Genomic DNA, 24638 nt, shown 5'->3' with positions numbered 1-24638 from the left:
TGGGAAAGAGATGGCGTTGGTGCTGGCATGACAGCTTTATCTGTAGATGTAGATATTCGGTCAGATGGAGTCAGAATTTCTGATGAAATTTTGTGGGCGTTTATTTTATCTGTGTCGGTTTCTGGAAATCCCAATGATCCCACTATTAACAGAGAAAAACGTGATAGGATTTCGGAATGGGTTGAATACATAATGATTGGCAATACTTATTGGGCTCTTTCTGAAAAATCTAGAATTGGTCTGTTTGAATCACATCATTTCGTTGATTATGGAATTAGCAACTTAGTTTATTCCGAAGGCTGGGAATTTGGCTGGTCTCAGGCTGCTGGTGTTAGGATCGTTTATTTCGGTAGTTATAAGGAAGGTGGATATTATATTGATTTGGGCGGTCATGTAAGAATTACAAATCGTCATTTCCGTTTTGGAGCTTTTGTGCAGCTAGGTTTGTTTGGATCGTCCAAGTAAAACCTTCGGCTTCGCTCAGGATGACGGAGAAGCATTAACTGATGACTAACAACTAATGACCAATGACTAATCGCTAACAACTAAATCTTCACATTTTTTCTTCTTACTGTCTACTACCTACTTTCTACTTTTTTATATTTAAAGCACAAAAAATTTTTCACTTTAACAGAAGGTTAATAAAATGGCTAAAATCGCTAAAGTTTGGGCTCGTCAGATCCTGGATTCCCGTGGCAATCCGTCTCTCGAAGTCGATGTCACTCTTGACAACGGTATCGTTGGTCACGCAGCAGTTCCGAGTGGCGCATCCACCGGTGAACGCGAAGCTTGCGAACTCCGCGACGGCGACAAGAAGACCTATCTCGGCAAGGGCACTCTCACTGCCGTGAAGAATGTCAACACCAAGATCGCTAAGAAGATCGTTGGCATGGATCCGGCTGACCAGACCGCAGTTGACGATGCTATGATCGAACTCGACGGCAACCGCATGCTCAAGAACACCCTCGGTGCAAACGCTATCCTCGGTGTTTCTATGGCTGTTTGCTGCGCCGCTGCTAAGGACGCAGGCCTTCCGCTTTACCAGTACATTGCTAAGCTCCATGGCACGACCAAGCTCACCCTCCCGTGCCCGATGTGCAACGTGATCAACGGTGGTGCTCACTCTTCCGCTCCGATCGACTTCCAGGAATTCATGATCGCTCCGGTTGGCGCTAAGACTTTCTCCAAGGGTCTCCAGATGGTGACCGAAATCTTCCACGCTCTTAAGGCTGTCCTCAAGAAGGGTGGTTTCGATACGACGGTTGGTGACGAAGGTGGCTTTGCTCCGGGCGTTGCTATCAAGCCGGCTAAGAACAAGTTCGGTTACGAAATCAAGGACGTGATGACCCTCGAAAAGGCTCTCGCTGCTTTGAAGACCGCTACTGAAAACGCTGGTTACGTTTTCGGCAAGGACATCAAGATCGCTCTTGACGTTGCTTCTTCCGAATTCTGCGACAAGGAAACTGAAAAGGAAGGCTCCAAGGCTGTTACCTACACGTTCAAGAAGAGCACCAAGAAGACTGTTAAGTCTGCTGACATGGTCAAGCTCTATGAAAAGCTCATCGACAAGTACTCCATCTTCTCCATTGAAGACGGTCTCGATGAAGCTGACTGGGCAGGTTGGAAGGTTCTTACCGACAAGCTCGGTGGCAAGATCAACCTCGTTGGTGACGACCTGTTCGTTACGAACCCGACCATCTTCGATGAAGGCATCAAGGCTGGCATCGCTAACGCTATCCTTATCAAGGTGAACCAGGTCGGTTCTGTTTCTGAAACCCTCGCTGCTATCAAGCGCGCTCAGGTTGAAGGCTATGCTCCGATCGTTTCTCACCGTTCTGGCGAAACCGAAGACACCTTCATTGCTGACCTCGCCGTCGGTACTGCCGCTGGCCAGATCAAGACTGGTTCTCTCTCTCGTACGGACCGCGTCTGCAAGTACAACCGCCTCCTCCGCATCGAAGAAGAACTCGGCAAGGCTGCTGTCTACGCTGGTGATCCGCGCAAGGCTTGCAAGGCTCCGGCCAAGAAGGCTGCCTGCAAGAAGGGCTGCAAGAAGGCCTAATAAGGCGAGTGTCGCGACTGCGACTGCCGTTTTAGAACAAAGTATCTAAAAAGAGCCTCGGCGGAAAGCCGGGGCTTTTTTGCTTTTGTCAATTTTCTTGCCTTAAAACTTGAAACGTGGATCGAATCTAACTATATTTGGGAATAACACAAAATAACCCCCCTAAATCAAGGTTAGGAAAATGTCAGATCGTTTTATCGTGACCGGCAACTTTACCGATGATCCTTTTGCCATCGACATGGCGCAGTACATCGGTCTCCGTGAAGATATCTCCGACGTGGTCTCCCTGAAGACTTTCGCCAACTCCGAATTCTGCCCCCGCTACATGCTGGACATGGATGACCTGGAACATATCGGCAAGCGTCTGGAAGGCAAGATTGTCTTGATTTGCTCTGTCTCTAACCATGAACGCAGCCGCAACGACTATGCGATGCGTAACTTCATCTTGGCCCGCGCCGCCAAGGATAACGGTGCAGAACAGGTCGTCCTGGTTGAACCGGACCTCTTCTACAGCGCCCAGGACCGTGGCCCGCACCGCATCGGTGAACTCGAAAAGGACCGCCCGGACATCGACCTCAAGAAATTCGACGGTCAGGCATTCACGAGTCTTCTCTACGCTGAACTCCTCAAGAAGGCCGGCGTCGATGCTGTTGTCACTTGCCACAACCACAGCATCAAGGTGCAGAACCTCTTCAACGAAATTTTCGAAGGCAACTTCCACAACTTGATCCCGACGGACGTTTACGCCCACTACATCAAGAATAGCAACTTTGTGCAGACCGGCAAGGACGGCAACAACCTCGTGATCGTCTCCCCGGACAAGGGCGCACGTCCGTTCATGAACGCCGTGTTTGATGCCCTCCAGCTCCCGGAATGCAAGCGCGTCGTGATGGACAAGGTCCGTACCGGCGAACGCGAAATCAGCATGACCTTCAACCCGGAACTCTCCGACATCAGCATTGAAGAAATCGAAGGCAAGGACGTGATCGTATTTGACGACATGGTCCGCACCGGTACGACGATCGTGCAGTGCTGCGAACATATCAAGAAGGGCAACCCGAACCGCGTCTGCTTCGGTGTTACGCACTTCCACACGAGCGCCGAAGCCCGCGAAAAGCTCAACAGCCCGGCTATCGATGAAATCCTCACGACCTCCACGCTCCCGGATATCATGAACCGTGACTGCCAGGGCCGCCTGAGGAAGAAGCTTACCGTCTTGAAGCTCGGCAAGTGGATTGCTCGCCACGTGATGCAGATGTACGGCATGGACGACGGACGTTTCGAGAAGGACTTTTACAAGATCGATATGTCCTCCAAGAACCCGCGTTGGCCGCCTGCATTCTTCTAGTAGAATCTGTATATGGAAACAAAATCCGGATGTCGAAAGATGTCCGGATTTTTTTTACTTTTTTAGCTTTTTTCAGGAAAAGTGTTGTTTAACTTGACATAAATTTTTTCGTTGATTTGAAATTTTAATAATAAAACGTATTATTTTTATAAGATAGGATATGGGACCTTATTTATGGCTGATGAAAACACGAAAACTTTGACGACCGATAATCTTGATTGTTTTGGCATTGGCCTGTGGGCTGTCGAAATAGACGAAGGATGCGCTCCGCGGATGACGGCAAACCAGACCATGCTTAAATTGCTTGGTCTTGGGGAAGGCGTACCTGAAGAGGACGTGTTTCATGCCTGGTTTGACAATATTGATCCCGAACATTTTGCTGAAGTCAAGTCGTATGTCGATAAGATGAGCGCTGGCGAGGCGCCTGAAATCCAGTATCCCTGGCATGCTCCCGACGGCCGGGTCCGCTTTGTCCGCTGTGGTGGAACCCGCAATTTTGGCTATAAGAAAGGGGTAAGGCTTGAAGGCTGGCATCGCGACATTACCGAACTTGCGTTAATCCAGAAGACCGCCGAAGAAGAGCTGCGCGACGAAATCAAGACGATGGATCTGGACACCAGGCGTGAACGGTTCCAGAGCGCTCTCAACGAGAAGCTTTATGGGAAGGCGATTCTTGATAAGGCCTATAGCTATTTTAAGGTGAATCTTTCTGAAGGGAAAATTTCGCGCCCCTTTGTCCAGATTGTCGAGGGCGAGTCGCGGGATGTGAGCGGTTCTTTTGGTGAAGATTTCCCGTCGTATGATGCGGTTGTAGAAAAAATCGCAAATCAGCTTGTCGATAAGGAATACCGGAAGGCATTTATCCAGCATCTTTCTGCAAAGGCGCTTATTGAACAGTTCCAGAAGGGCGATTCGATTCCTGAATATACGTGCCGCTTTTATTCGCCGCACATAGGCTGGCATTACAGCCGCTTTGTCTGCTATGTTTCGAAGAACGAGATTCTGAACGAATACCAGGCGATGATGGTGGCGTACAACGTCTCGGAGCAGCAGAAGCAGGATGCGACGATCCGAGACTGCATCGATGTGCTTTATTCCGAAAAGCGGTCTGAGGATGCAATCGAAGAGCTGCTTTCGACGCTTGCCTCTTATTACGAGGCCGATAGGGCCTACATTCTGGAAAGTGATAAGGATAGGGCCTATCTCAGCATGACGTATGAATGGTGCCGAAAGGGTGTAAGGCCCAATAAGGCTGGGCTTCAGCGTCTCCCGTTTGAACTCATCAATCCCTGGATCGAATCCGTTGGCGATATGGATGCCGTTTATCTCGATTCGCAGAATGATGAATCTGGAGTTTGGGAACGGCTGTATAAAACGCTGCCGGTTCTGGATGTCAAGAGCATTGGTGTCTCGACGATTGTTTCCAGTGAACGGCGGTATGGCTTTGTCGTCATAGATAATCCGAAGGAATCGCAAAAGAATTTTGCCGTGCTGAAGCTGGTGGCCGGTTTTGTGGAAAACGAAATCAACCGCAGGAAGCGCATGGACGAAGATGCCGCCGTGACGTCGCTTTTGGCGTCGGATTATTCGTGCATTTTCTATTGCGACCTGGATTCGGACGTCGTGACTCCGCATAAGCTGAACGCAAACATTCAGAAGCGGCTTTGCTGTTCGCTCAAGGAGATGACTTATAGCGAGGCGATAAACTTTATTATCGGAAACATCGTCGCCGCAGAAAACAGGGACTTCGTCTTTAAAAAGCTTTCGATAAAGAACCTGAAGCCGCTTCTCCAGAAAAAAGGGGTCACGAGTTTTGAATTCCTGAATTTTGCCGACCACTTCTGTGAGTGCAAAGTTGTTGCCGTGAATAAAAAGCAGAAGGCTTTTGTGATCGGCTTTGCGGATAAGGATGAGCAAATCCGTACAGCGCGCATGCACCAGAAGAAAATCGAGCAGGATCTGGAAATTATCGATATCCTGGCGTCGGAATACTCTTCTGTCTATTATATCGATCTTGAAAAGGATACCATTACTCCTTATTCGATGAATAAGGAATCGGAATCCCTGTTTGGCAGCCGTTTCCGTTCGGGGCTTTCATATTCCAAGGCGTTCGAGGAATATGTGGACGGCGTTGTCTGGGAGCGCGACCGTCAGATGATGCGCGAGGCTGGCGCGATTGAGAATATCCAGAAAAACCTTGTCCGGCAGAAGACGCTTATCACGACGTATCGCGGGAATGTAGGCGGCAGACCGCACTACTGCGAAATGAAGTTCGTGAAGGTTGGTGACGAGTTCGACAATCCGAAGGCTGTTGCACTTGGCTTTGCTGAAAAGGACGACCTCATTCTCAAGGATTTCGTGAACGACATCCTGTACGATGACTATGTGTCCATTTACTTTGTAAATGTCGAGGACAACTCGTTCCGTACGATTAAATCTTCCAACGTGACGTGGGTTGAAAAACGTCCGCTGTACAGTACTTATTCTACTGAAATCAAGAAGATCAGTAACCTCGTCCAGGAAGAGTTTAAGCAGGATTGGCTCAAGCTTTCGAACCTGTTCTATGTGCAGAAGTTCTTGAAGGATGCCGACCAGCGTGAACAGGAATTCAAGATTGAAAGCGGGGAATGGCTGCGCGCGAAGTTTACGACCATTGAACGCAACGATGAAGGCGAAGTGGTTTCGTTTGTACTTTCGTTCATCTTCCTGAGCGACGATCAGGTTGAAAAGCTTGAACTGGATGCGAAAATTGCCGAACAGAACGACCTGCTTGAAAAGCAGCAGGTGATGCTTCAGAAAGCCCTTTCAATGGCGCAGTCTTCGGACCGTGCAAAGACGACGTTCCTTTCGAATATGAGCCACGATATCCGTACGCCGATGAATGCCATTGTCGGCTTTACTGGGCTTGCGATGGCGCATATCGATGAAAAGGAAGTTGTGCTGGATTACCTGCGCAAGCTTGGCCAGAGTTCAAACCATCTGCTTTCGCTCATCAATGATGTGCTGGATATGAGCCGCATCGAATCGGGCAAGATGGTGCTTTCGGAAAAGGACGAGGACCTTGTCGAGATCGTGAATGCGCTTAAGGATATTGTCCAGGCGGATGTCGATGCAAAGAAGCTCGTGTTTGATGTGAAAATGAATGTTTCCGATTCAGGGATCGTCTGCGATCGTCTGCGCCTGAATCAGGTACTCCTGAACGTGCTTTCCAATGCGGTCAAGTACACGCATGACGGCGGTTCTATTTTGCTACAGGTCGATCAGAAAAAGTCCAAAAAGCTGGGGGCTGCTCAGTTTGAATTTAGGATTCGCGACAATGGCATGGGTATGAACGCGGAATTCCTGAAAATGATTTATGAACCGTTTACGCGAGCGAATTCCTCGACGGTGTGCGGAATCCAGGGAACCGGTCTTGGCATGTCCATCACAAAGAACATTGTGGAAATGATGGGCGGAAATATTGAAATCTTTAGCGAAGAGAACAAGGGAACAGAAGTTGTTCTCAATCTGGATTTCAAGTTGCACAACCGGGATTGCGCAGGGCTTGAAATGCCGATAAAGGGTTTTAGTTTCAAGGGCAAAAAGGTCTTGCTTGTTGAAGACAACGAGATGAATCGCCAGATTGCAAGCGACATTTTGGTTGATAACGGGTTTGAAGTTTTCACGGCTGAAAACGGAAAACAGGCTGTCGATCTTATGAAGGAATCTAAGCCGGGTCAGTACGATCTTATATTGATGGATGTGCAGATGCCGATCATGGATGGCTTTGCGGCGACTCGTGCGATTCGTGTGCTTCCGGCGGGTTACCAGTCACGTATTCCTATTGTCGCCATGACGGCGAATGCCTTCGAAGAAGACCGCAAGGCGGCTCTTGATGCGGGAATGGACGAACACATTTCCAAACCGATTGACATTGACAAAATGAAGTATATTTTGTCAAAATTCCTTAAAAAGTGATGACTGAATGTTGAAGAATATTGATGGAATCCATAATGAAAAGGTGATGCGTCGAGATCACCTTGTTTTTGCCGTAGTTCTTGTCGCCGTTTCGACTTTGTTGTTTTTTATTGCCAGTCAAAAAATTCTGAAGATTGTGGAGGATGGCTGCTTTAATCGGTTGCGCGAATATGCCGAAGTCTCGTCGAATGAATTTATCATGAATAACCTGCATTATGGCGGAACATTGCAGTTCGTTGCCGATGCATTGGGTGACCGGGAAAACTATTCTATCGACAGCTTGCAGCCTAAGCTCAACGAAATGCAGCCGTTCTTGCGCGATCAGAAAATAAGTGTGCTTTTGCCGGGCGATGTTGTTGTTTTGCCGGATGGTGCTGTGACGGAATCTTTGAATATGGGGCTTTCGTATAAGGAAGAATCCTCGCAGGATGCTCATGTGGCGGTTCACCTTGAAAGTGACAAGCCCGAAGAAAAGCTCCTGTTCCATTTTGTACCGGTCAAGAGCCGTGGGCGTACTGTCGCTGTTGTGTTCTGGAAATTTAGCCTTGGGCTTATTCACCAGTATTTGCGCAATGACAATCGCTATAATCGCAAGATGTTTGTATATGTCGTCAACCGTGATGACGGTCGGTTTATTACAGATACCAAGCACGATTCATTGAAAAGCATATACGATTACATGAACGAAATGGATAATGAAAAGGGCTTGTTCTCGATGTATGTTGACAGCATGCTTGCCGGTGCTACGGGTGAAGCTTGTGTTGAAAATTACTGGGAGGAGTCCAACTGCTTTTATTATAGGCCGTTGGCTGTAAACCATTGGAGCATTGTGATATCGGCGCCTGAAAAAACGGCGATGGCCGCTATCCACAAGGTGCGCTCTATCTTGCTTTGCTTTGGAATTTTGGTGCTTGTTCTCTTTGTTGCGTATTTTGCGCTGCTCCGCCGAGTGGCGATACGCTGTATTTCTAGTGAATTTGACCGTTCGAAACAGGACGATGTCGGAAGGGTCCGTTACATGCAGATGAAGCTTTTGGGATTGCTTTCTAAAAACTTTATCCATATCTATTACGTGAATCCGGAATCGGGATCGTATGTGGTTTATCCGAGCGCCATGAATGACTTGTACAAAGAAATTCTAAGCCGTTTTGATTGCAATGTTTCGCTCTACGATATCATGAACAACGATGAACTCACGAAAATCCATAAGGACGATCTGGAACTTTGCCATAGCGTGTTCAATAGGGATGCCTTCCTGGAAATGATGGGGCCGAACGAATCCCGAAAAGTTGTGGATATGCGCTGGTTCATTAACGGGAACTGGGTCTGGTTGCGCCATACGCTGATTGGCTTTGCCGATGGCAAGGGCGAGGGTTATGTGCTCATCGGTGTTGAGGACGTGAATGACGAAAAGGTCGCTGTCGAGGCTGAACGCGAAAGGCTTTCTGTGATCAAGGGCCTTTCGGAAGACTTTTCGCTGGTGAGCTTTATCAACCCGTCAACCCGCGAAGACCATCTCTATTACGTCAAGAAGAATAACTGGGCCGATAACCCGAACTGGAAAAAGGTTGGGAATTTTGAAGACCGCTTAAAGCTGATCGCGAATACGCTTGTGCATCCGGATGACCGCAAGATGTTTATGGAAATGACATCTGGCGATGTTGTCCGCGAAAAGCTTTTGAAAAAGAATGCGTATTACGTCAACTATAGGATGATTATCAATGGCGTTATTGAATATTGGCAGCTCAAGTTTGTGATGGCGGGTAAGGCGCCTGATGCCCAGAATCAGATTGTGGCGGGCTTCATCAGCGTCGATGAATCAACCCGTTTGCAGCTGGAGCAGAAGGAACAGCTCGAAACGCAGGCCGAAGCCTTGAAGCAGGCGCTCTCGGCAGCGCAGGCGGCAAATAGCGCCAAGAAGGAATTCCTCAATAGCATAAGCCATGAAATCCGTACGCCGCTCAATGCAGTCATCGGCCTTACGTCAATTGCGTCAACGCATTTGGAAGATGCCGAGCGCGTCAAGGATTGCCTTGTGAAAATCGACCAGAGTTCTGATCGCCTGCTCTCGATTATCAATGACATTCTCGACATGAGCCGTATTGAATCGGGCAAGTTCGACCTCAACGAAGGTCCGATGCACTTGTTCGAAGTCATCCATGAGGTGGAACGCGACATCCGCAATGATTTGCAGGCGAAGGACCTCAAGTTCGAACTGGATTGCGTCGGCATCAATGATGACGAAGTCGTTTGCGACAAGGAACGCTTGCGCCAGGTGCTCCTCAAGGTGCTTTCGAACGCGATCAAGTTCACGAAGGAAGGCGGCTCTGTCTCGATGAGCGTCAAGGAAACGCCGCTTACGAAGTCTAGCTATGCGGCCTACGAGTTCCGCATCAAGGATAACGGTATCGGCATGAGCGAAGAGTTCCTCAAGACGGTCTATGAACCGTTTACGAGAGAATCTGCCGTGTCGAGGGATGTCCGCGGCATGGGCCTTGGACTTGCCATCACGAAGAACTCCGTCGAGATGATGGGTGGCCAGATTGAAATTGCAAGCCGCCTGAATGTCGGTACCGAAGTCACGATGACGTTTGAGTTCAAGCTGGTGCAGCTGAAGAAAAATGGAGAAGGCGATACCCTTGTCAACTCCGGATTTGCAGGAAAGAGGATTCTTTTGGTCGAAGACAACATCCTCAACCGCGAAATTACGATGGAAATCCTCCAGGACAATGGTTTTATCGTGACGGCGGTGGAAGATGGCGATATTGCCGTGAAGATGCTCTCGAAGGCCAAAACGAGACCGTTCGATGTCGTCTTGATGGATGTGCGCATGCCTGTGATGGATGGTTACGAGGCGACAAAGCGCATCCGCGCATTCGAAAACAAGGATGTTGCCGAAATCCCGATTATCGCCATGACCGCTAACGCATTTGACGAAGACCGCAAGGCTTCTTTCGAGGCTGGCATGAACGAGCATATCGCAAAGCCGGTCAGTATTGAAAAGCTTAAGGACGTGCTTGCGATGTTCTTGTAATTTTATTCCTATTTATCTGTTACAACGGCGGTACGGCTCCAAAAAAATGTAAAAACTTATCTATATTGAAAAGCATATGTCAGCACGAGTAACAAGCAGCGATAAAATTGAAGATATGTTCCCGGAAACCCCGGTACGTAAGATTATCACCCCGATCGAACGCCTGATGAAGGTGGAGACGACGGGCGGCATAGTGCTCATCATTATGACGCTTGCGGCTCTCATCTGGGCGAACCTGAGTCCGTCATCGTACGAGCACTTTTGGCACCTGCCGTTCGTGGTGACGATTGGCAGCTGGGTAGGCGCGGGCGACTTGCACTGGTTCATCAACGACGCGCTGATGACGATATTCTTCTTCAATATCGGGCTTGAGGTCAAGGGCGAAATGACCTATGGCGAACTTCGCGACCCGAAGGCGGCGAGCCTTCCGATTATTGCCGCTGCTGGCGGTATGCTTTTCCCGGCGCTGATTTATCTGGCACTTTGCCCTCCGGGTACGTCGCATGGCTGGGGAATCCCGACGGCGACGGATATCGCGTTCGTGGTGGGCTGCATGGCGATTCTCGGCAAGAAGGTGCCGCATGCGCTCCGCGTGATGATTTTGACTTTGGCCATTGCTGACGATATCGGTGCGATTCTCGTGATTGCGATTGGGTACCCGAGCGGCGACGGCATCAACTTTGCTGCTCTTGGAATCGCCTTTGCTCTCCTTGCCTTGATTAACGTGTTCTTCCGCATTGGTGTGCGTAACTTGCTCTTGTTCCACATTATCGGTATTGCCGTGTGGGCGTTCTTTGTCAAGTCCGGTGTGCACCCGACGATTGCTGGTGTGCTTCTCGGTCTCTCAGTGCCTGCGAAGGCCGTGGTGGCGAAGGGCATGGTGGCGAACTTCACGAACAGTGTCGGAAACGTGCTCTCTGGCGAAACGAAAGACCGCAATGAACAATATGAAGTGTTTACGATGCTCAAGCGCGGTGCAAGCGAAAGCGTTTCGCTTCAGGAACGCATGTACAAGATGCTTGTGCCGTGGGTGAACTTTGGCATTATGCCGCTCTTTGCGCTCTCGAATGCCGGTGTCGAAATCAAGCTCGGCGGTCTTGACGTGCCTGTGCTTGGTGCCGTGGCGCTTGCCCTCATTTTCGGTAAGCCGATTGGTATTTTCCTCTTCAGCCTACTCTCTGTGAAAATTGGCGTTTCCAAGAAGCCGAGTTACTCCTGGAAAGTCCTTTGGGGCGGCGGCATGCTAGCCGGTATCGGTTTTACGATGGCTCTCTTTGTCGCTGGCCTTGCGTTTGAAGACGGCGCGAACAAGGATTCCGCAAAGCTTGGCATCCTCCTCGGAAGCTTTAGCGCCGCTATCCTTGGTACCATCTACATGAGCATTGTGTCTAAGAAAGAATAGTTGACTGTTTTAGACTAGAGACCGCTTCGCTGGTAGACGAAAGACGAGAGAGTCAAATAGTCGCGGCTTTGCCGCTCGGATTGATAACGGAAGGCCTGATAAAAGTGCTTATTCAAATTTTAAAATTAACTAATAACTTTCGTCTCTCGTCTGTAAGACCGTAGGTCCGTTCTCTCGTCTAAAAATGCCGCACTTCGTCTACATGCTCCGTTGCAAGGGTAACCGCATTTACACGGGCTATGCCGTGGATGTCAACGCCCGTTATGAGGAACATTGTAGTGGGCACGGGGCTAGATTTACCAAGGCGTTCCCGCCGGAATGCATTTTACACACATTCGAACTCGAGACTCGTGAAGAAGCGCTCCGCCTGGAAGCCCGTATCAAGAAGCTCAAACGCGTACAAAAGGAACTCCTCGCCGCAGGCGGTTCTGCAATAGAAGGTGAACTGCGCGCAAGCCTTGGCGAGCGCCTTAAGCCAAAAAAGAAACGCCGAAAAAAACGAGTGTAGTTGTTCGTCCGTGTATTGTCTATTGTTTTCAAAATAGTGTATTTTATTAAAGTACTTTTTTGAAAGTAGACTATGTTATCTATCGAAGACGCCAAAAATCAGGAAGACCTCTTCCAAATAAAGTCCGCCATCATGAGCAAGAAGCTCGAAGAAATTGGCGGCCGAAAAGGCGTGATGGAAATTTTGAGCCTCTCCCTGGATGCGTACAAGAATAAGGATTACGAAAAGTCGCTAAAGATTCTCGAACCGCTCATGCAGGCGCTTAAAGAGCATCCGTTTGTGACTAGCGACGCCGTCAGCTATGTTGCCGTTTCTGATGAGATGGAATGGGTGCTTTATCAGCATTTTTACCAGAATCCGTCGCAGCAGATCAAGAATGTCAGCCTCGTCTGCCCGATGGACTGGATTTACCGCCAGTATGCGCTCGCTGCATTGGACTTGGGCGATTATTCTACAGCATTGAAAGGTGTGACTGAAGCGATCCAGTGGAATCCGTCCTCTGCGAAGTGCCGGATTTTGTATGCGATGCTCTGTAGTGCAGAAGGCCACTGGGAAAACTTGCGGAAAGAAATCGTCTCTGCCATGAAGTACACGTATCGCTCTAGCGATATGATTCATTGCTTCCGCTTTTTGAAGGATTATTTTATAAACAAAAAGATGTACAAGGAGGCTGTGTATTGCAGCTTCTTGCGGTCGCGCTTTTCATCGTCGAGCGATGTTCTGCTTGAAATTGTCGGCGATATGGCGATGCTTCTCAAGAAAATCGATTTTGACTACAAAAGTATAAACGATGATGATATGATTGAATCCTGTAAGAAATATGGAATTACGATAGGCTTCAATCCAGAAGTGATTGCTGTGGCGCAGAGCAGTTATGAAGATGCCTTCCTTGCAAAAGACTCGGGAAGGGCCGCCTATTTTGCGCAGATCATGGAAGACCTCAAGACAGAACAAGAAAAAAGAGATGCCGCGTATCTACGGCAACTCTTTGAAAATCACAGGAATCCGGTGAGCTGAGGCGTTAAGCGATTAAAGGAAACTGTGGAAACAGGCGGATTCGCGAATGCTGTCTAGCCAACGGTAAATATCGACTGTTGAATAAAGCGGGTTTCCGTCTCTGTCCTTTTCCTTTTCGAGGGCGAGCGCCATTAGCGTGAATTCCTTTTCAAGGGATGTCGCAAAGACGCCTTGGTCGTCAGTGTTGATGGACACGTCGATCATGGAATCCGGTTTCGCTTTTAGATAAGAATTGTTCAATACGGTTATGGGATGCTCTGCGTAGCGATCGACATCCGTAATTTGCATATTCGACGTTGGGTTTGTTTCAATGGATATATGCTTCTTCTGAATGCGCTCGCGGAGCTTTTTCTGGAGCTGTTCCACGACCTTGTCGTAACCTTCATGCAGATGGAATTCCTTGCATTCTGCGCCTTTTTTCTTGGCGCTGCCGGAATAGTGATAGGCTCGGAAAAGATTTCTGATTTTGGAAATCTTACGAATGATTTTTAATTCGTCGTGATCGCCGAGCATGTAAGGCTTGAAGGTTTCTTCTTTGCCGAGGATGGTTGCCGGATCGTCTCCTCTGAGTTGCCAGGAATCGTAGTAGTCTGAGATGGAAGTGCTTTCCAGTTCATTCTTGCTGTTAAATACATCGCTGTATATTTCGTAGAACAATTCTCGGAAAACTTTTCTCAGGTTTGCCTTTAAACCGTATTCGTCGGGAATGGAGTAGAACTCCATCATCTTGTGCATCCATACGGCATTGTCCAGCATATCTTGTTTTGGAAGGATGATCCTGAAATCGCGTTCCTCATAGTAAGTACTTGCGTTTACGCCGAGCGCGATTCCGTGCCCTATGCGGTCTCCTTCGCCAAAATTCATGAAGTTGATGCATTCGTCTATTGCGCGCAAACCGTCTACAATGTCGTAGAAATCTTCGCCGGCGTGGTAAGTACGCCCTAATTGCGCATCAATCCGACCGTACATATAGTCGAGGACTGTATTGCGCTGGACGTATTTTAAACGTCTGAAAGACGGTGCAAAAACTTCTGGGCGGCAGTAGAATTCTGAACTCGCGGCGTCGATTCCGACAACTGGATATTCCGCATGTTTGGGCTTGATCTTTTGCGGATAATCGATTCCACCCACAAAGTATGGCGAGTTTGCCCTTATCAAGGATTCTATTGCGGTCGCCTGTTTGTTTACGGTGTCTCTGACAGAATGGTTTCTACAGTAAAAATCGGAAAATTTGATTTTATCCTTTTTTTCATCTTTTTTGATGAAATGGAAAATATAGCCCAGCTTGACGTTGCTTGCGATTTGATTTTCTTTTCCTCTTCGGAAAGATTTATCAAGGATGCGTTTATTTCCTGTAATGATGTTGTGTGTGATTTTGTTTGCCGTCTTTGGGGGCGATAATCTCATTTCCATCTTTTTTATGGGCTGGTTGCATACGATATTTTGAACCGCCATAAAAAGGATTAATGTGCTATAAAAATTGTTGTTTTCAAATAAGTTTTTTCGATCTTGAACTTCTGAAAAATAACCAAATCCTTTAATCTGGTCGCACTGGACAATAATCTTTCGAAATTGATTCTTGGCAATGATGTATGCGTAGAGCAATCGAGAGTAATCGTCGCGTTTTTTCTCGGATGTGTATATTTCTCGCAGCGCCTTGTATAACAGGATTCGTTCGCCAATTAATGGAACATTGTGGTATCGGTCGCTATCTCTCTGTGTGATGTTTTTGGGGATAGCGTAGTCAATGACATTTTTTTCAAAATGCAAGGCGTTTTGCTTTTGCAGCCTGATGTCTTGGTAACAATTTTGCAGAAGAGATTCTAATTGTAGCGGATCCTTACTTTTTAGGATTTGATATAAATTTATTTGAGGATTTTTGCCTTGTAATTTCGCAAAAAGGCAATACCTTAGGGCGATTGCTTTTTTTGCGATAAGCAATTCAGACGGAAATTTTTTGGATAGCTTTTTTTTCCATTCTTTATCCATTTGTGTGGCATTCATTAGCGCCAGCCAATTGACGTCGATATTGAGCGATGCTCCAAATAGATGGGAATGAAGTTCGTATAAGCCTTTGTCCAATATGCTGTTTACGGCAGTTGAATCTGAACGGATGAAAGGTTTCCAGGCGAATGAATTGAGGTTTGAATATTTTTTGTTGTTGCTTGCTAAAAAAGCGAGTGTAAGGAGATCTTCGCCGATGATTCTGGAAATCTCATTCCAACGTAAAAAATGTTCCTGCTTGCATATGGGTTCGTCGTTTTTATAGTCGAGCATCTCTTCAACTGCGGAACTCAAAATATTGAAGACGGATTTTTTCCCGCTTTCGTTTTTGAGTCCGTAGGTTAAAGCAGAACGGTTGATTGCCTTGGCAACATCGAATCCGTAAACGAAATCGTCTTTTTGAATAATTTTAACAAAATCGTCATCGGACATCCCCTTTTCAGGGGATTTACTTGCTGTATCAGTTCTGAATTCTGCATTGACGATGCTGTCGAAATCGGCATCGACGAAATATGTTTTTAGAATGCGAGACAGGTTATTCATTAGTTAGCTTTTGATATTCGTCGAAAATCTTTTCCATTAATTCTCTTGCGAATTTTTCAGTGCTTATAGTCATACCGTTTGGTATGTTTGCTTTTACGATTTTTATAAAATTTTCATCATTAGCTTGTTCTGGGTATGCGTCGAATATGATTTTTCGAGATGTTTCACCTGATGTTTTTTTGAGCGTTTTGATTAATTCTTTATAGTCGGTTGTGTTGATTGATGGTTCATGTTTTTTAGATTCGTTTTCACAACTATTATAAATGCTGTCAAATATGTTGATTTTTCCATCATTACTGGGACTTTTCATTTTGTCAATTTGTGTTTTTAGGAAGTCGTGTAAAACGCTTGCAAATTCAACTTGTATGGTGTATCTGTCGTTAACGTTTTTGATATCGTATGTTTTTATGTTAAACGCTGCGGTTTTATTTAAAAAGTTTTGTAGATGTTCTGCACCTTCTTTGTGATATGCTTCGCCTAAAAGGTTTGCTTCTTGAACGAGTGCCTCAAGTACATCGATATTTCTAATTGATCCAGAAGACAACAAGCTCCATGTTGTATCCCACTCTGCATCAGGAGGGGTTGATTCGCGTTTTCTTTCTTTATAACATATTTCTTTGAGCTTGTTGTATAACGAATCTACGCCTTCTTTTGAGGCTAATTCATACAGATTTTTATTGAATCTGTTATATTGTCTTTCGATATTAATGACACTGCTGAATATTGAAAAGGCGTCGAATATTAAGTTTGGTGAATTTAGATCTGTTTTATATGTAACTTCGTTTTGTTTTCTCCATTTCTTTTCTGAAACGCCTCTCCTTTTTATGGAGTCGTAGTCCTTTCGAGAAATGAACATTACGAAAAATTCAACCCACTTTAATTTGTTGTAGTCTGTTTCAGGAGCATTTAGAACTTCATTGAACAGATTTTCTATGGAGTCTTTTTTTATGGATCGCAAGTCACGTCGATTACCGTTCTTTTGAGAAGAGAGAACTCTTGTCGCATTTGTGTTGACGAATGCGCCTCCGACAAGTATTTCATATGCGGTCAAGCCATCTAATGCGTCTTTTTTTGTTATGCTCTCGTCAATATTGTCGTCACTTTTTTTTACATTTCCGCTTTTATCATCTTTATTATCTTGGTACTCTTTTCTTTTCTTTTCTACCATTAAGTCGTAATATTCATATAGACGCATTGAGTAAAATGTTTCTATGGCGAATATGAACATTTTGTCATTGTTGTTATCTAGGCATTCTTTCAGGTAGGTTATTGTTAAAAGAACATCTCCTAAAGTGATGTTGTATGCTAAATTTGCAATATCTATTATTTTTTGTATTTCTTCAATTCTTTCGTCAGAGTCGTCTAGCTCGTTTTTTACAGAAAGTCTACTTAGTTTTGGTTGATTTAAATATTGACTATAAGAGCTTGATAGTTTTTGAATGACTGTCTTGTTAATTTCGGCGGGATTGGATATTTTGAAAAGGTCTAAAATAAAATTTTTGTAATCTACATTCAAATTGTTGGGTACCCATATTTTTAGGAAATACTCCTTAAATGCTTGTTTATTGTTATCCAAATATTCTCTTTTCTTGTGATCATGCATGGCGCATAACGTGCCTAACAAATGTCTTAGTTCTCGCAAGTTTCTAGGAACAATGGGGCAAACTCTTCCTTTTGTATGGTAAAAAAGGTATCTTGTTTTTTGGAATATTAATGAAACGACGTAATATTTCAATGTTTGATTTTTATGATCTTTGTCATAGATGTCCCATTTATAACCGTTATGTTCAATAGGGCCGTTATCCGATCGTTTAAAAATTTGAACTTCTGCATCGTACCAGACATCGATATTGGGCAAAAATACTCTATTCTTTTCTGGGAAAAGCTTGTTGATGTATTTTGATGTCATCTCAAAAAAGTTTGGCTTGTCATGTGCTAACAGTTTATATTGCGTCTCGAACTGTAATTGTACGGCCTTTTCAAGCTGTTCTAGCTTTAACGCGATTAATATGATGACTTTTTCTTGACGCAGATACTTGCGGATCTGCTCTGCCATTTCGTAGGCGTATTTGGTGTTCAGGTCAAGGTCATCCACAGAAATTACAAGAATGTCCTTTTCTGTGAATTCTAGATACTTGCTTACCAATTCTTTAATGGAGTCTCTCAGATCGACGGATGCCGTTAATTTCAGTAAGCCATCGACGCAGTCGTCTTCGTTGACTTGGCAACCGTTTTTATGGACAAGGCTTTCTTTTACGGTTTGGAACGCTTTGAAAAGGCGGTCCTTCTTTTCTTCAAAATCCTCATTTCTGTCTTTATCTGTGTTTTCGCATTTTTTCTTAAAATTCGAAAACATTCTTCCAAGAACGATTTCAAGGACGTTTGTTTTTTCTTCAAAGAAAGAAGGGTCTATTGTTTCGAGGATCTCAAAACCGCGATTGCAATTGGCGTAGATATCTTTTGAAACCTTGTCGTTTGCGTCAGAGATGTTTTTTAGCAAGTTGGCGACGGAGAGCATGCAGGAGCTTTTGCCGGTGCCGCGTTCTCCGATAAAGGCTATGATGTTGTTGTCGATGACATCCGCTGTCTGCCTGAAAAATACAGTAGCATCTTCAGAGTTGGTTGATTTCTTTCCTCCACTGATGTAATTCTTAACGATGCTTAAGGCTGCGTTGTACGAATCCTTGAACATGGATTCGTCTTTTGAGCTGAAATCATCGATGACCAGGCGGGATTCGTCGCCCAGGTAAAATTTAATCGTAGAGGAATTTTGTGCCATTTTATAGCCTTTTTGAAATAAATTTATATAGCGTAAGTATATACAACTTTGTTAAAATAGTTGTACAAAGTTGTAAAAAAATAAGTTTTTTGTTGGGAACGTGGAGTTATTTCGCGAACAGGTCCACCACGAGCGCGATGGCCATGCCAATGCTGCAAACGCTGATGAACCGCTGGATGAACTTGTTGCCTTTTTTGCGCTGCGTGAAACTGCCGAGATAGCCGCCGAGCCAGGCGCCTGCGGCCATGATAATCGCAATGGGCCAGTCGATTTTCCCGGAGAGTCCGAGTGCAACCGTGCTTACGATCAGGAACACGTTCGTGAGTGCGTTCTTGACGGCGTTTACATGAATCGGGTCGAGGCCGGTGTAACGCGTGAGGCTAAAAATTTGTACAAAGCCGACGCCCACCTGCACAATGCATCCGTAGACGGCGATGGCGAAAAATCCGATGGCGCCTTTGACGGTGAGTTTTTCGGGCGGGTTCTCGGGAGGCTTTCCGAGAATGTCCTTGCGCAAGTTGCTCATGACCACCACAAGGCAAATCACGACGGCGAGAATTGCCTGGAAGAGCTTGTCTCCAATGCGGACCAGGAAGCATGCGCCAAGCAGTGCGCCGAAGAATGTCGGCAACAAAAGCTGCATGAAAATTTTCTTGTTCAGATAGCCGTGACGCGCGAGGTTAAAGGCGCTGCTGAAATTTCCGATGATGAGTCCAATGCGGTTTGTTCCGTTTGCGACAGTGGCGGGAAGCCCGAGGAAAATCATGATGGGGAGGCTAAGCGTGGAGCCGCCGCCTGCGATGCTGTTGATGAGGCTTACGACTGCACCCAAAATAAAGAACGCCGGGTACTGGGCGTAATTCCACCAGTCTGTCACTTGGCGAGTTCCTTTTCAATAAACTTTCTATTGCTTTCGACTTTGTCGCGCTGCGTTGTTTCCGGGAATTCCGCGAGGCACTTGTCGAGCGGTGCGATGGCGTCGTTCAGCAATTTCTTTTTCTTTTCTTCGTCCGTTTGCTTCAGGGACTTTGCAAAAATCTGTGATGTTGTTTTGCGCTGCTTATTGCAGTAGGCATCGGCAAGGGCGATGTACTTCTCGTTTGCTTCTTTGCGGAGTTTGCTCGTCTTGAGCTTGTTCAGCAAGTCTTTTGCCTTGTCGAACTTTTCGTTGGCGATAAGCGTGTCAGCCTTGGCGAGCGCTGCGGCGGGGTCCTGCTTTTCCCACATCTTGGCGGTCTCGGAATCGGTTGATTTTTCGAGTTCGTCGATGTGGTTCAGGAATGCTTGCACATGGAGCGTGTCTTCAAAATCGCGGTAACGGATGCGGAACGTTTCGGTCTGCTTGCGGGCTTCAGCGAATTGCGCCTTTTCGTCGGCGAGAACCTTGATTTCGTTAAATTCCTTAGAAGCTTTCTTGAGCGTGTTCGAATAAGCGATTTTCTTTTGTTCCTTGGCCCAGTTGGAAAGCGAGTCGCCAGGGGCGAGCTGCGAAATCAGGCTGTCTGCTGTTTCGGCGACCATGCTGTACGAGGCTTGTACGCGGTTCATGTTTTGAATCTGGAGAGCCATGGATTCATATTCTTTAGCCTTTTCTTCACGGCGCTTGCCGAAGTCGTTACGCAATGTATCCGAGTAGGCTTGCCATTCTTGCCACATCGGTGCCATTGTCGAAAAACTGTTCAAGATGACGGACGCGGAATCGGTTTGGCCTGCGCGGCTAAGCGTATCGGCATAGCTGAAGACATAGTTGGCGAGTGCCGGGAATGCCTTGTACGGATCCATCGTCGTTTCGAGCGTACAGTGCGAAAAATGGGTCTGGTCGCAAGGAGGCAACATCATCAAGACTGTATCGACACGGGTTTGTACGAGAATGGTCGGCGTCTGGTCCGGAGTCATGATCTGCTCGGGCGTCGTAAGCTTGAACTGGTCGAGAATCTGTGTAGCGCTATCGCCTGTAACTACCTGCATCTCGGTATGCGTTCCGATTTGCGTTTCTGCAGACTGGACGGTATCTTGTCCAATGACTTTTGTGAACGGTGTGGACTGTGCTTTGTCTGAGGGGTTTGTGTCTGGAGAGGGGCATTGGCTGGTCCCGATACATGCGGTGAGCGAGAACGCTGTGGCGAATGTGGCTGCCTGAACGAAAACCGTTGATTTAGACATGAAACACTCCGTTTTTTAATCGTGAACAAAAATAGCAATTTAGAGCTTCGAAATTGGCTGTTGCGACGAAATGCGAAGCGGTCAATAGTCATGACTAATGACCAACAGCTAATAACTAATAACTGCGACGAAGTCGCGCCTATTCAGCATCAGCTTCGATAGGCACGAATGCGTTTTTGCTGCTGAAGTTTTCGGGCAAATCCCAGTCGTCGTCCTTCGGCATAGCGGCCTGCGGTTTTGGCGGTTGGACAGGCGTGATCGTCTGCTGTACCGGCTTTGTGCTTGCTGCTTGCGTAGCGCTTGGCTTTTCTGTAGTGCCTGGCTGTGCGTCAAGCGGGATTTGCTTTGCTTCTTCCGTTGCCTTCTTTATGGAATCGGCCTTCATGACTTCTGAAACAGGTCTTGCATCGGCTGGAATGGCTTGCTGCGGCTGCGGCATCGGCAAGCTCACGACAATTCCAGATTTTGCAATTGTCTCTGCGGCAATCTTCTGTACTTGCGGCGGCGTGAATCCCGGTACGTCGATCCACGGGAGCGGGCGACCTTTTTCGCCGTTCACCAAAGCTTCGCCGGTCATCGGGTCCACCGTGAGTTCGCCGCGTTCGTTTGTCAGCATCAACGGCACTTCGCCCGTGGCGATCATTGAAATGTCAAGGAAGTCGATCTGCTTTGGAATGCCGAGAATGCCGATTTCTTCCTTCGCAAACGAAGCCCATTGCGGAAGGCCACCCGAGGCGCCTGCGATACGAGTGCGTCCCGATTTCAAAGGCTTATTGTCATCAAAGCCCACATAGCTACCAATAGCAATTACGGAATCCAGTGCAATGCCGTTCTTTTCCTTCACGTACGTCGGGAGCGCTCCCAAGAACGCCACGTTGCGGTAATCGTTTGTTGTACCCGTCTTGCCCATTACAGGATAGCGGAGTTTCGATGCGCCTTCAGGATTTTTGACGCTAAGTGCGGTAAGCTGGCTGTGGGCTGTACCGTTCGTGAACACGGAGCGCAGCATCACGCCCATCTGCGTTGTCACGGTATCGTCGAGCACGGTCATCGATTCCATCTTGTTTCTGAAAATCGTACGGCCATCGCGGTTCTTGATTTCCTTGATAAAGCAGGCTTCGGTCCAGTTGGCGTCCTTGCATTTGAAAATCTTGCCTGTAAGGAGCGTCTGGTAGGCAGTCGTGATTTCGGCAAGCGTAATGTCATTCACACCGAGCGGCATACTGAACACTTTCTGCAATTTCTGGTGGATGCCGATTTCGTTTGCAAAGCGGGCGTAGTCGGCCATGGCGAGTGCACGGCGGTAATCCGGCCAGTAGCGCAGATGGGCCATGTCAAAGTAATCCGCGTCGCTATCGACCGGCTCGATCATCGCATTGAGTCGCTTGAAATCGGCGAGTGTGAAGTTGTCCGCAAGCTGCACGGAATCGAGCGGCAAGAGTTTTGTCGATTCATCCGGGTCAAGTTCCTGGATTTCGCGGGCGCGCCAGATTTCAGAATAGCGCTTGAAGTTGTGGTTTACGTACTTCGTGATTTTCGGGTCGCGCTTCGCTTGCTTCAAGCCGACATCGTTGAATGTCCCATAGCGCAAGTTTTGCACGGCACGAGCCTGCTGTACCTTGCCGTCGTTCATGTAACGCTCTACAAGGGCGTCGCGGGCCTTCGTGAATTCAATTTCGCGCTTGACATCTTCCTTCATCATGAGACCGAACTTGTCGCGCAGGCGTTCGATCAGCTTGATGCGTTCTTCGCCTGGCATGCGGGCGAATCCGTTTTCGCGGGCGACGTCCTCGAATTCCTTGTCCGAGAGCTTGTCCATGAGGTGTTCCAAAAGCCAAATACTTGCGATGTTTTCGGAACGCGTGGCGGCCCATGCAATGCTTACAACGTCACCCTTGTTCTTGTGGTCCGGGCGCGGGAAGTAGAACTGGTTCCCGTACTGGAATGCGTTGAATTCGTTCTCGAGATTGTCGAGGTAGTTCCAGTGGTACTTGAGGGCAAGCGCGTAAAGAATCGGCTTCCAGCTGGAACCGAGCTGGCGGAGCGCCTTGAAGCTGCGGTCGAATCCCGTGTTGTGGAATCCGCCCTGGCTCGCGAGCACCTTGCCATTTCGGATGGCGACGAGAGCGCCTTGCAGCACCGGTTCCGTTTCAATCTTGCACGGTGCGTAACCGTTGATCGGCATTTCGTCGATGATGCTCACGAGGAGGATGGCGCCCGGCTTGAGCTGGGTCGCGAGAATCTTGTTCACGTCGCCACCGGCGAGCTTTGCAAATTCGTTGACGGACTGTTCTGTGACAATGCCCTTGAGCTGGCCGAAGTTCAATTTGAGCGATTGGAGCCTGCCGGTCGTATCGTAGAAAACGCTATCCACGGCGCCGTAGAGGTAATCGCCCTTGCGTGCAGTGCGGGCGCGGTTTGCGAATTGCGCCTTCGGGAGTACAAAGCCGCCGAGCTGTAGCTGTAAGTTGCTGATGTTTGTCTGCAATGCGCGCTTGGCCGCGTCCTGCGATTTTGCGTTCAATGTCGTCGTGATTTCGAGCTGGGCCTTGCGCCAGTCTTCGATGCCTTCGCTCTGGAAAAGTTCGTGGAAAAAGTCGCTGTCGAGGCGTTCTTCCAGGCGTTCGAGCGTCGTGCTCATCGTGAAGCGGAAGTTGCCGTGGTTGAACTCTAGTGGCTTTGCGATGGCGGCGTCCATGTCGGCCTGCTCGATGTAGCCCTCTTCGACCATGCGCCCGAGCACGTAGCGGAGTCGCGTCTCGCCGCGTTCGAGCGCCCTTTGCCTGCGTTCTTCGGTGCGCTGGATGAACGGGTCGTAGTTGAACGGTCCCTTCACCGAGCCTGCGATGAATGCGCATTCGGCAAGCGTCAAGTCCTTGAGTTCCTTGTTAAAGAAGTACTGGGCTGCGATGGCGACACCCTTGCCTGTGCCCGAGACGTGGAACTGGTTCAGGTAAAATTCCAGGATGTCTTCCTTGGAAAAGTGCTTTTCCATGCGGAGCGCGTTCAGGAATTCCTTGAGCTTTTCCTTGACGGAGCGTTCTTCGCGGCCGAAAATGTTCTTGACCGCCTGCTGCGTGAGCGATGAACCGCCCTGGACGAATCTCCTGGCCTTGACGTTGTTGAACATGGCTCGCATGAACCCTTTGAAGTTGTAGCCGTTGTGGGTCCAGTAGCGGGAGTCTTCGGCAGCGACGAGGGCGTTGATCAGGTTGACGGGAATATCGCCGTAGGGAACGTAAACTCGGTGGTTCGCGTCAAAGAATGCGCCGAGCAATGTCTCTCCGTCCTCGTAGAAAACGCGGGTTTCTCCAGAAAGGACCTGCAAGATATTGGTCCGGTTGAACAGATTGTCCGGATCGCGTTCGGGGAGGATCTTGAACACGACGATGTAGAAGGGTATGCAGCAAATTAGGGCTACGAGAAAGAAAGCTACAGTGATTTTGACAAACTTATTCATTTTACCGTAAGATGTTGACTGTTAACGATTTACAAGATATAAAAGTTTCGCGGGCGCGTCCTGTAGAACGGTGGCTTTCGTGTAAAAAATAGGCTTATTTGCATGGAAAAACAATGATTTTGCCTGTTACCCCTTGAAAAATTGATGAAAATTTGTTAAAATTTGGACCCCAAGATGGGAAGATGGCCGAGTTGGCCGAAGGCGCGTCCCTGCTAAGGACGTATAGGACTAAATCCTATCGCGAGTTCGAATCTCGCTCTTCCCGCTGAAAAGCCCCGAGTCGAAAGACCCGGGGTTTTTTGTGTCTTCTCCCCGCAGAGGCGGAGAGTTCCCTGCACAAAACTTACCTCCACTAACTAAT

General features: G+C 47.6%; 14 protein-coding genes and 1 tRNA gene. 10 read left to right on the top strand and 5 right to left on the bottom strand.

The genetic code is table 11. From position 1 onward, the window contains the following. The first annotated feature begins 27 nt into the window (after nt 1–27). The 8 genes from ACJMM9_RS03850 (at nt 28) to ACJMM9_RS03815 (ending at nt 13328) form a co-directional block, all read left to right on the top strand. Nucleotides 28–465, top strand: coding sequence for a hypothetical protein (locus ACJMM9_RS03850; protein ID WP_405324006.1), 438 nt, complete (start codon nt 28–30; stop codon nt 463–465). A gap of 181 nt (nt 466–646) precedes the next feature. Further along, nucleotides 647–2062, top strand: coding sequence for a phosphopyruvate hydratase (gene eno / locus ACJMM9_RS03845; RefSeq protein ID WP_405324004.1), 1416 nt, complete (start codon nt 647–649; stop codon nt 2060–2062). A gap of 181 nt (nt 2063–2243) precedes the next feature. Beyond that, nucleotides 2244–3410 carry a ribose-phosphate diphosphokinase gene (locus ACJMM9_RS03840; RefSeq protein ID WP_405324002.1) on the top strand — a complete coding sequence of 389 codons (1167 nt, stop codon included), beginning with the start codon at nt 2244–2246 and terminating at the stop codon, nt 3408–3410. Nucleotides 3411–3584: 174 nt separating this feature from the next. Continuing rightward, nucleotides 3585–7367, top strand: coding sequence for a response regulator (locus ACJMM9_RS03835; protein ID WP_405324000.1), 3783 nt, complete (start codon nt 3585–3587; stop codon nt 7365–7367). Between the two features lie 7 nt (nt 7368–7374). Then, nucleotides 7375–10401, top strand: coding sequence for a response regulator (locus tag ACJMM9_RS03830; RefSeq protein WP_405323999.1), 3027 nt, complete (start codon nt 7375–7377; stop codon nt 10399–10401). Between the two features lie 76 nt (nt 10402–10477). Then, on the top strand, nt 10478–11803 hold the full coding sequence (gene nhaA / locus ACJMM9_RS03825) for a Na+/H+ antiporter NhaA (RefSeq protein WP_405323997.1): 1326 nt from the start codon (nt 10478–10480) through the stop codon (nt 11801–11803). 184 nt (nt 11804–11987) lie between these two features. Further along, the gene (locus ACJMM9_RS03820; RefSeq protein ID WP_405323996.1) at nt 11988–12311 is read left to right on the top strand and encodes a GIY-YIG nuclease family protein; all 324 of its coding nucleotides are present in this window, start codon (nt 11988–11990) and stop codon (nt 12309–12311) included. 72 nt (nt 12312–12383) lie between these two features. Next, nucleotides 12384–13328 (top strand): hypothetical protein, encoded by a 945-nt coding sequence (locus ACJMM9_RS03815; protein WP_405323994.1) that lies wholly within the window; start codon nt 12384–12386, stop codon nt 13326–13328. 12 nt (nt 13329–13340) lie between these two features. Here ACJMM9_RS03815 and ACJMM9_RS03810 read toward each other — a convergent pair whose 3' ends face one another. Next, nucleotides 13341–14459, bottom strand: coding sequence for a hypothetical protein (locus ACJMM9_RS03810; RefSeq protein WP_405323992.1), 1119 nt, complete (start codon nt 14457–14459; stop codon nt 13341–13343). A gap of 72 nt (nt 14460–14531) precedes the next feature. Between ACJMM9_RS03810 and ACJMM9_RS03805 the strand changes: the two genes are divergently transcribed. Next, nucleotides 14532–14729, top strand: a complete 198-nt coding sequence (locus tag ACJMM9_RS03805; protein WP_405323990.1) for a hypothetical protein — start codon at nt 14532–14534, stop codon at nt 14727–14729. A 1138-nt stretch (nt 14730–15867) separates the two neighbouring features. Here the strand turns inward: ACJMM9_RS03805 and ACJMM9_RS03800 are convergent. The 4 genes from ACJMM9_RS03800 to ACJMM9_RS03785 all read right to left on the bottom strand — a co-directional run bounded on the left by ACJMM9_RS03800 (nt 15868) and on the right by ACJMM9_RS03785 (nt 24277). Continuing rightward, nucleotides 15868–18654: a hypothetical protein gene (locus ACJMM9_RS03800; protein WP_405323988.1), complete on the bottom strand. Its 2787-nt coding sequence runs from the start codon at nt 18652–18654 to the stop codon at nt 15868–15870. A 106-nt stretch (nt 18655–18760) separates the two neighbouring features. Further along, the gene (locus ACJMM9_RS03795) at nt 18761–19531 is read right to left on the bottom strand and encodes a sulfite exporter TauE/SafE family protein (RefSeq protein ID WP_405323986.1); all 771 of its coding nucleotides are present in this window, start codon (nt 19529–19531) and stop codon (nt 18761–18763) included. Then, on the bottom strand, nt 19528–20817 hold the full coding sequence (locus tag ACJMM9_RS03790) for a hypothetical protein (RefSeq protein WP_405323985.1): 1290 nt from the start codon (nt 20815–20817) through the stop codon (nt 19528–19530). Before ACJMM9_RS03790 ends, ACJMM9_RS03795 begins: the two co-directional genes overlap by 4 nt. Nucleotides 20818–20956: 139 nt before the next feature. Then, on the bottom strand, nt 20957–24277 hold the full coding sequence (locus tag ACJMM9_RS03785) for a transglycosylase domain-containing protein (RefSeq protein WP_405323983.1): 3321 nt from the start codon (nt 24275–24277) through the stop codon (nt 20957–20959). 176 nt (nt 24278–24453) lie between these two features. Here ACJMM9_RS03785 and ACJMM9_RS03780 point away from each other — a divergent pair. After that, nucleotides 24454–24542: transfer RNA gene (locus ACJMM9_RS03780), tRNA-Ser, on the top strand. Nucleotides 24543–24638: the final 96 nt, after the last annotated feature.

This window comes from Fibrobacter sp. (assembly GCF_045112255.1).
Classification (GTDB): Bacteria; Fibrobacterota; Fibrobacteria; order Fibrobacterales; family Fibrobacteraceae; genus Fibrobacter.
The sequence above is the reverse complement of the archived record's forward strand: the minus strand, read 5'-3'. Positions and strand labels throughout refer to the sequence as shown.

What these genes read in the sequence shown, in the direction of transcription:
- ACJMM9_RS03850 (WP_405324006.1), top strand. Translation starts at nt 28, where the DNA reads ATGACAGCTTTATCTGTAGATGTAGATATTCGGTCAGATGGAGTCAGA.
- eno (WP_405324004.1), top strand. Translation starts at nt 647, where the DNA reads ATGGCTAAAATCGCTAAAGTTTGGGCTCGTCAGATCCTGGATTCCCGT.
- ACJMM9_RS03840 (WP_405324002.1), top strand. Translation starts at nt 2,244, where the DNA reads ATGTCAGATCGTTTTATCGTGACCGGCAACTTTACCGATGATCCTTTT.
- ACJMM9_RS03835 (WP_405324000.1), top strand. Translation starts at nt 3,585, where the DNA reads ATGGCTGATGAAAACACGAAAACTTTGACGACCGATAATCTTGATTGT.
- ACJMM9_RS03830 (WP_405323999.1), top strand. Translation starts at nt 7,375, where the DNA reads ATGTTGAAGAATATTGATGGAATCCATAATGAAAAGGTGATGCGTCGA.
- nhaA (WP_405323997.1), top strand. Translation starts at nt 10,478, where the DNA reads ATGTCAGCACGAGTAACAAGCAGCGATAAAATTGAAGATATGTTCCCG.
- ACJMM9_RS03820 (WP_405323996.1), top strand. Translation starts at nt 11,988, where the DNA reads ATGCCGCACTTCGTCTACATGCTCCGTTGCAAGGGTAACCGCATTTAC.
- ACJMM9_RS03815 (WP_405323994.1), top strand. Translation starts at nt 12,384, where the DNA reads ATGTTATCTATCGAAGACGCCAAAAATCAGGAAGACCTCTTCCAAATA.
- ACJMM9_RS03805 (WP_405323990.1), top strand. Translation starts at nt 14,532, where the DNA reads ATGGTTTCTACAGTAAAAATCGGAAAATTTGATTTTATCCTTTTTTTC.
- ACJMM9_RS03800 (WP_405323988.1), bottom strand. Translation starts at nt 18,654, where the DNA reads ATGGCACAAAATTCCTCTACGATTAAATTTTACCTGGGCGACGAATCC.
- ACJMM9_RS03790 (WP_405323985.1), bottom strand. Translation starts at nt 20,817, where the DNA reads ATGTCTAAATCAACGGTTTTCGTTCAGGCAGCCACATTCGCCACAGCG.
- ACJMM9_RS03785 (WP_405323983.1), bottom strand. Translation starts at nt 24,277, where the DNA reads ATGAATAAGTTTGTCAAAATCACTGTAGCTTTCTTTCTCGTAGCCCTA.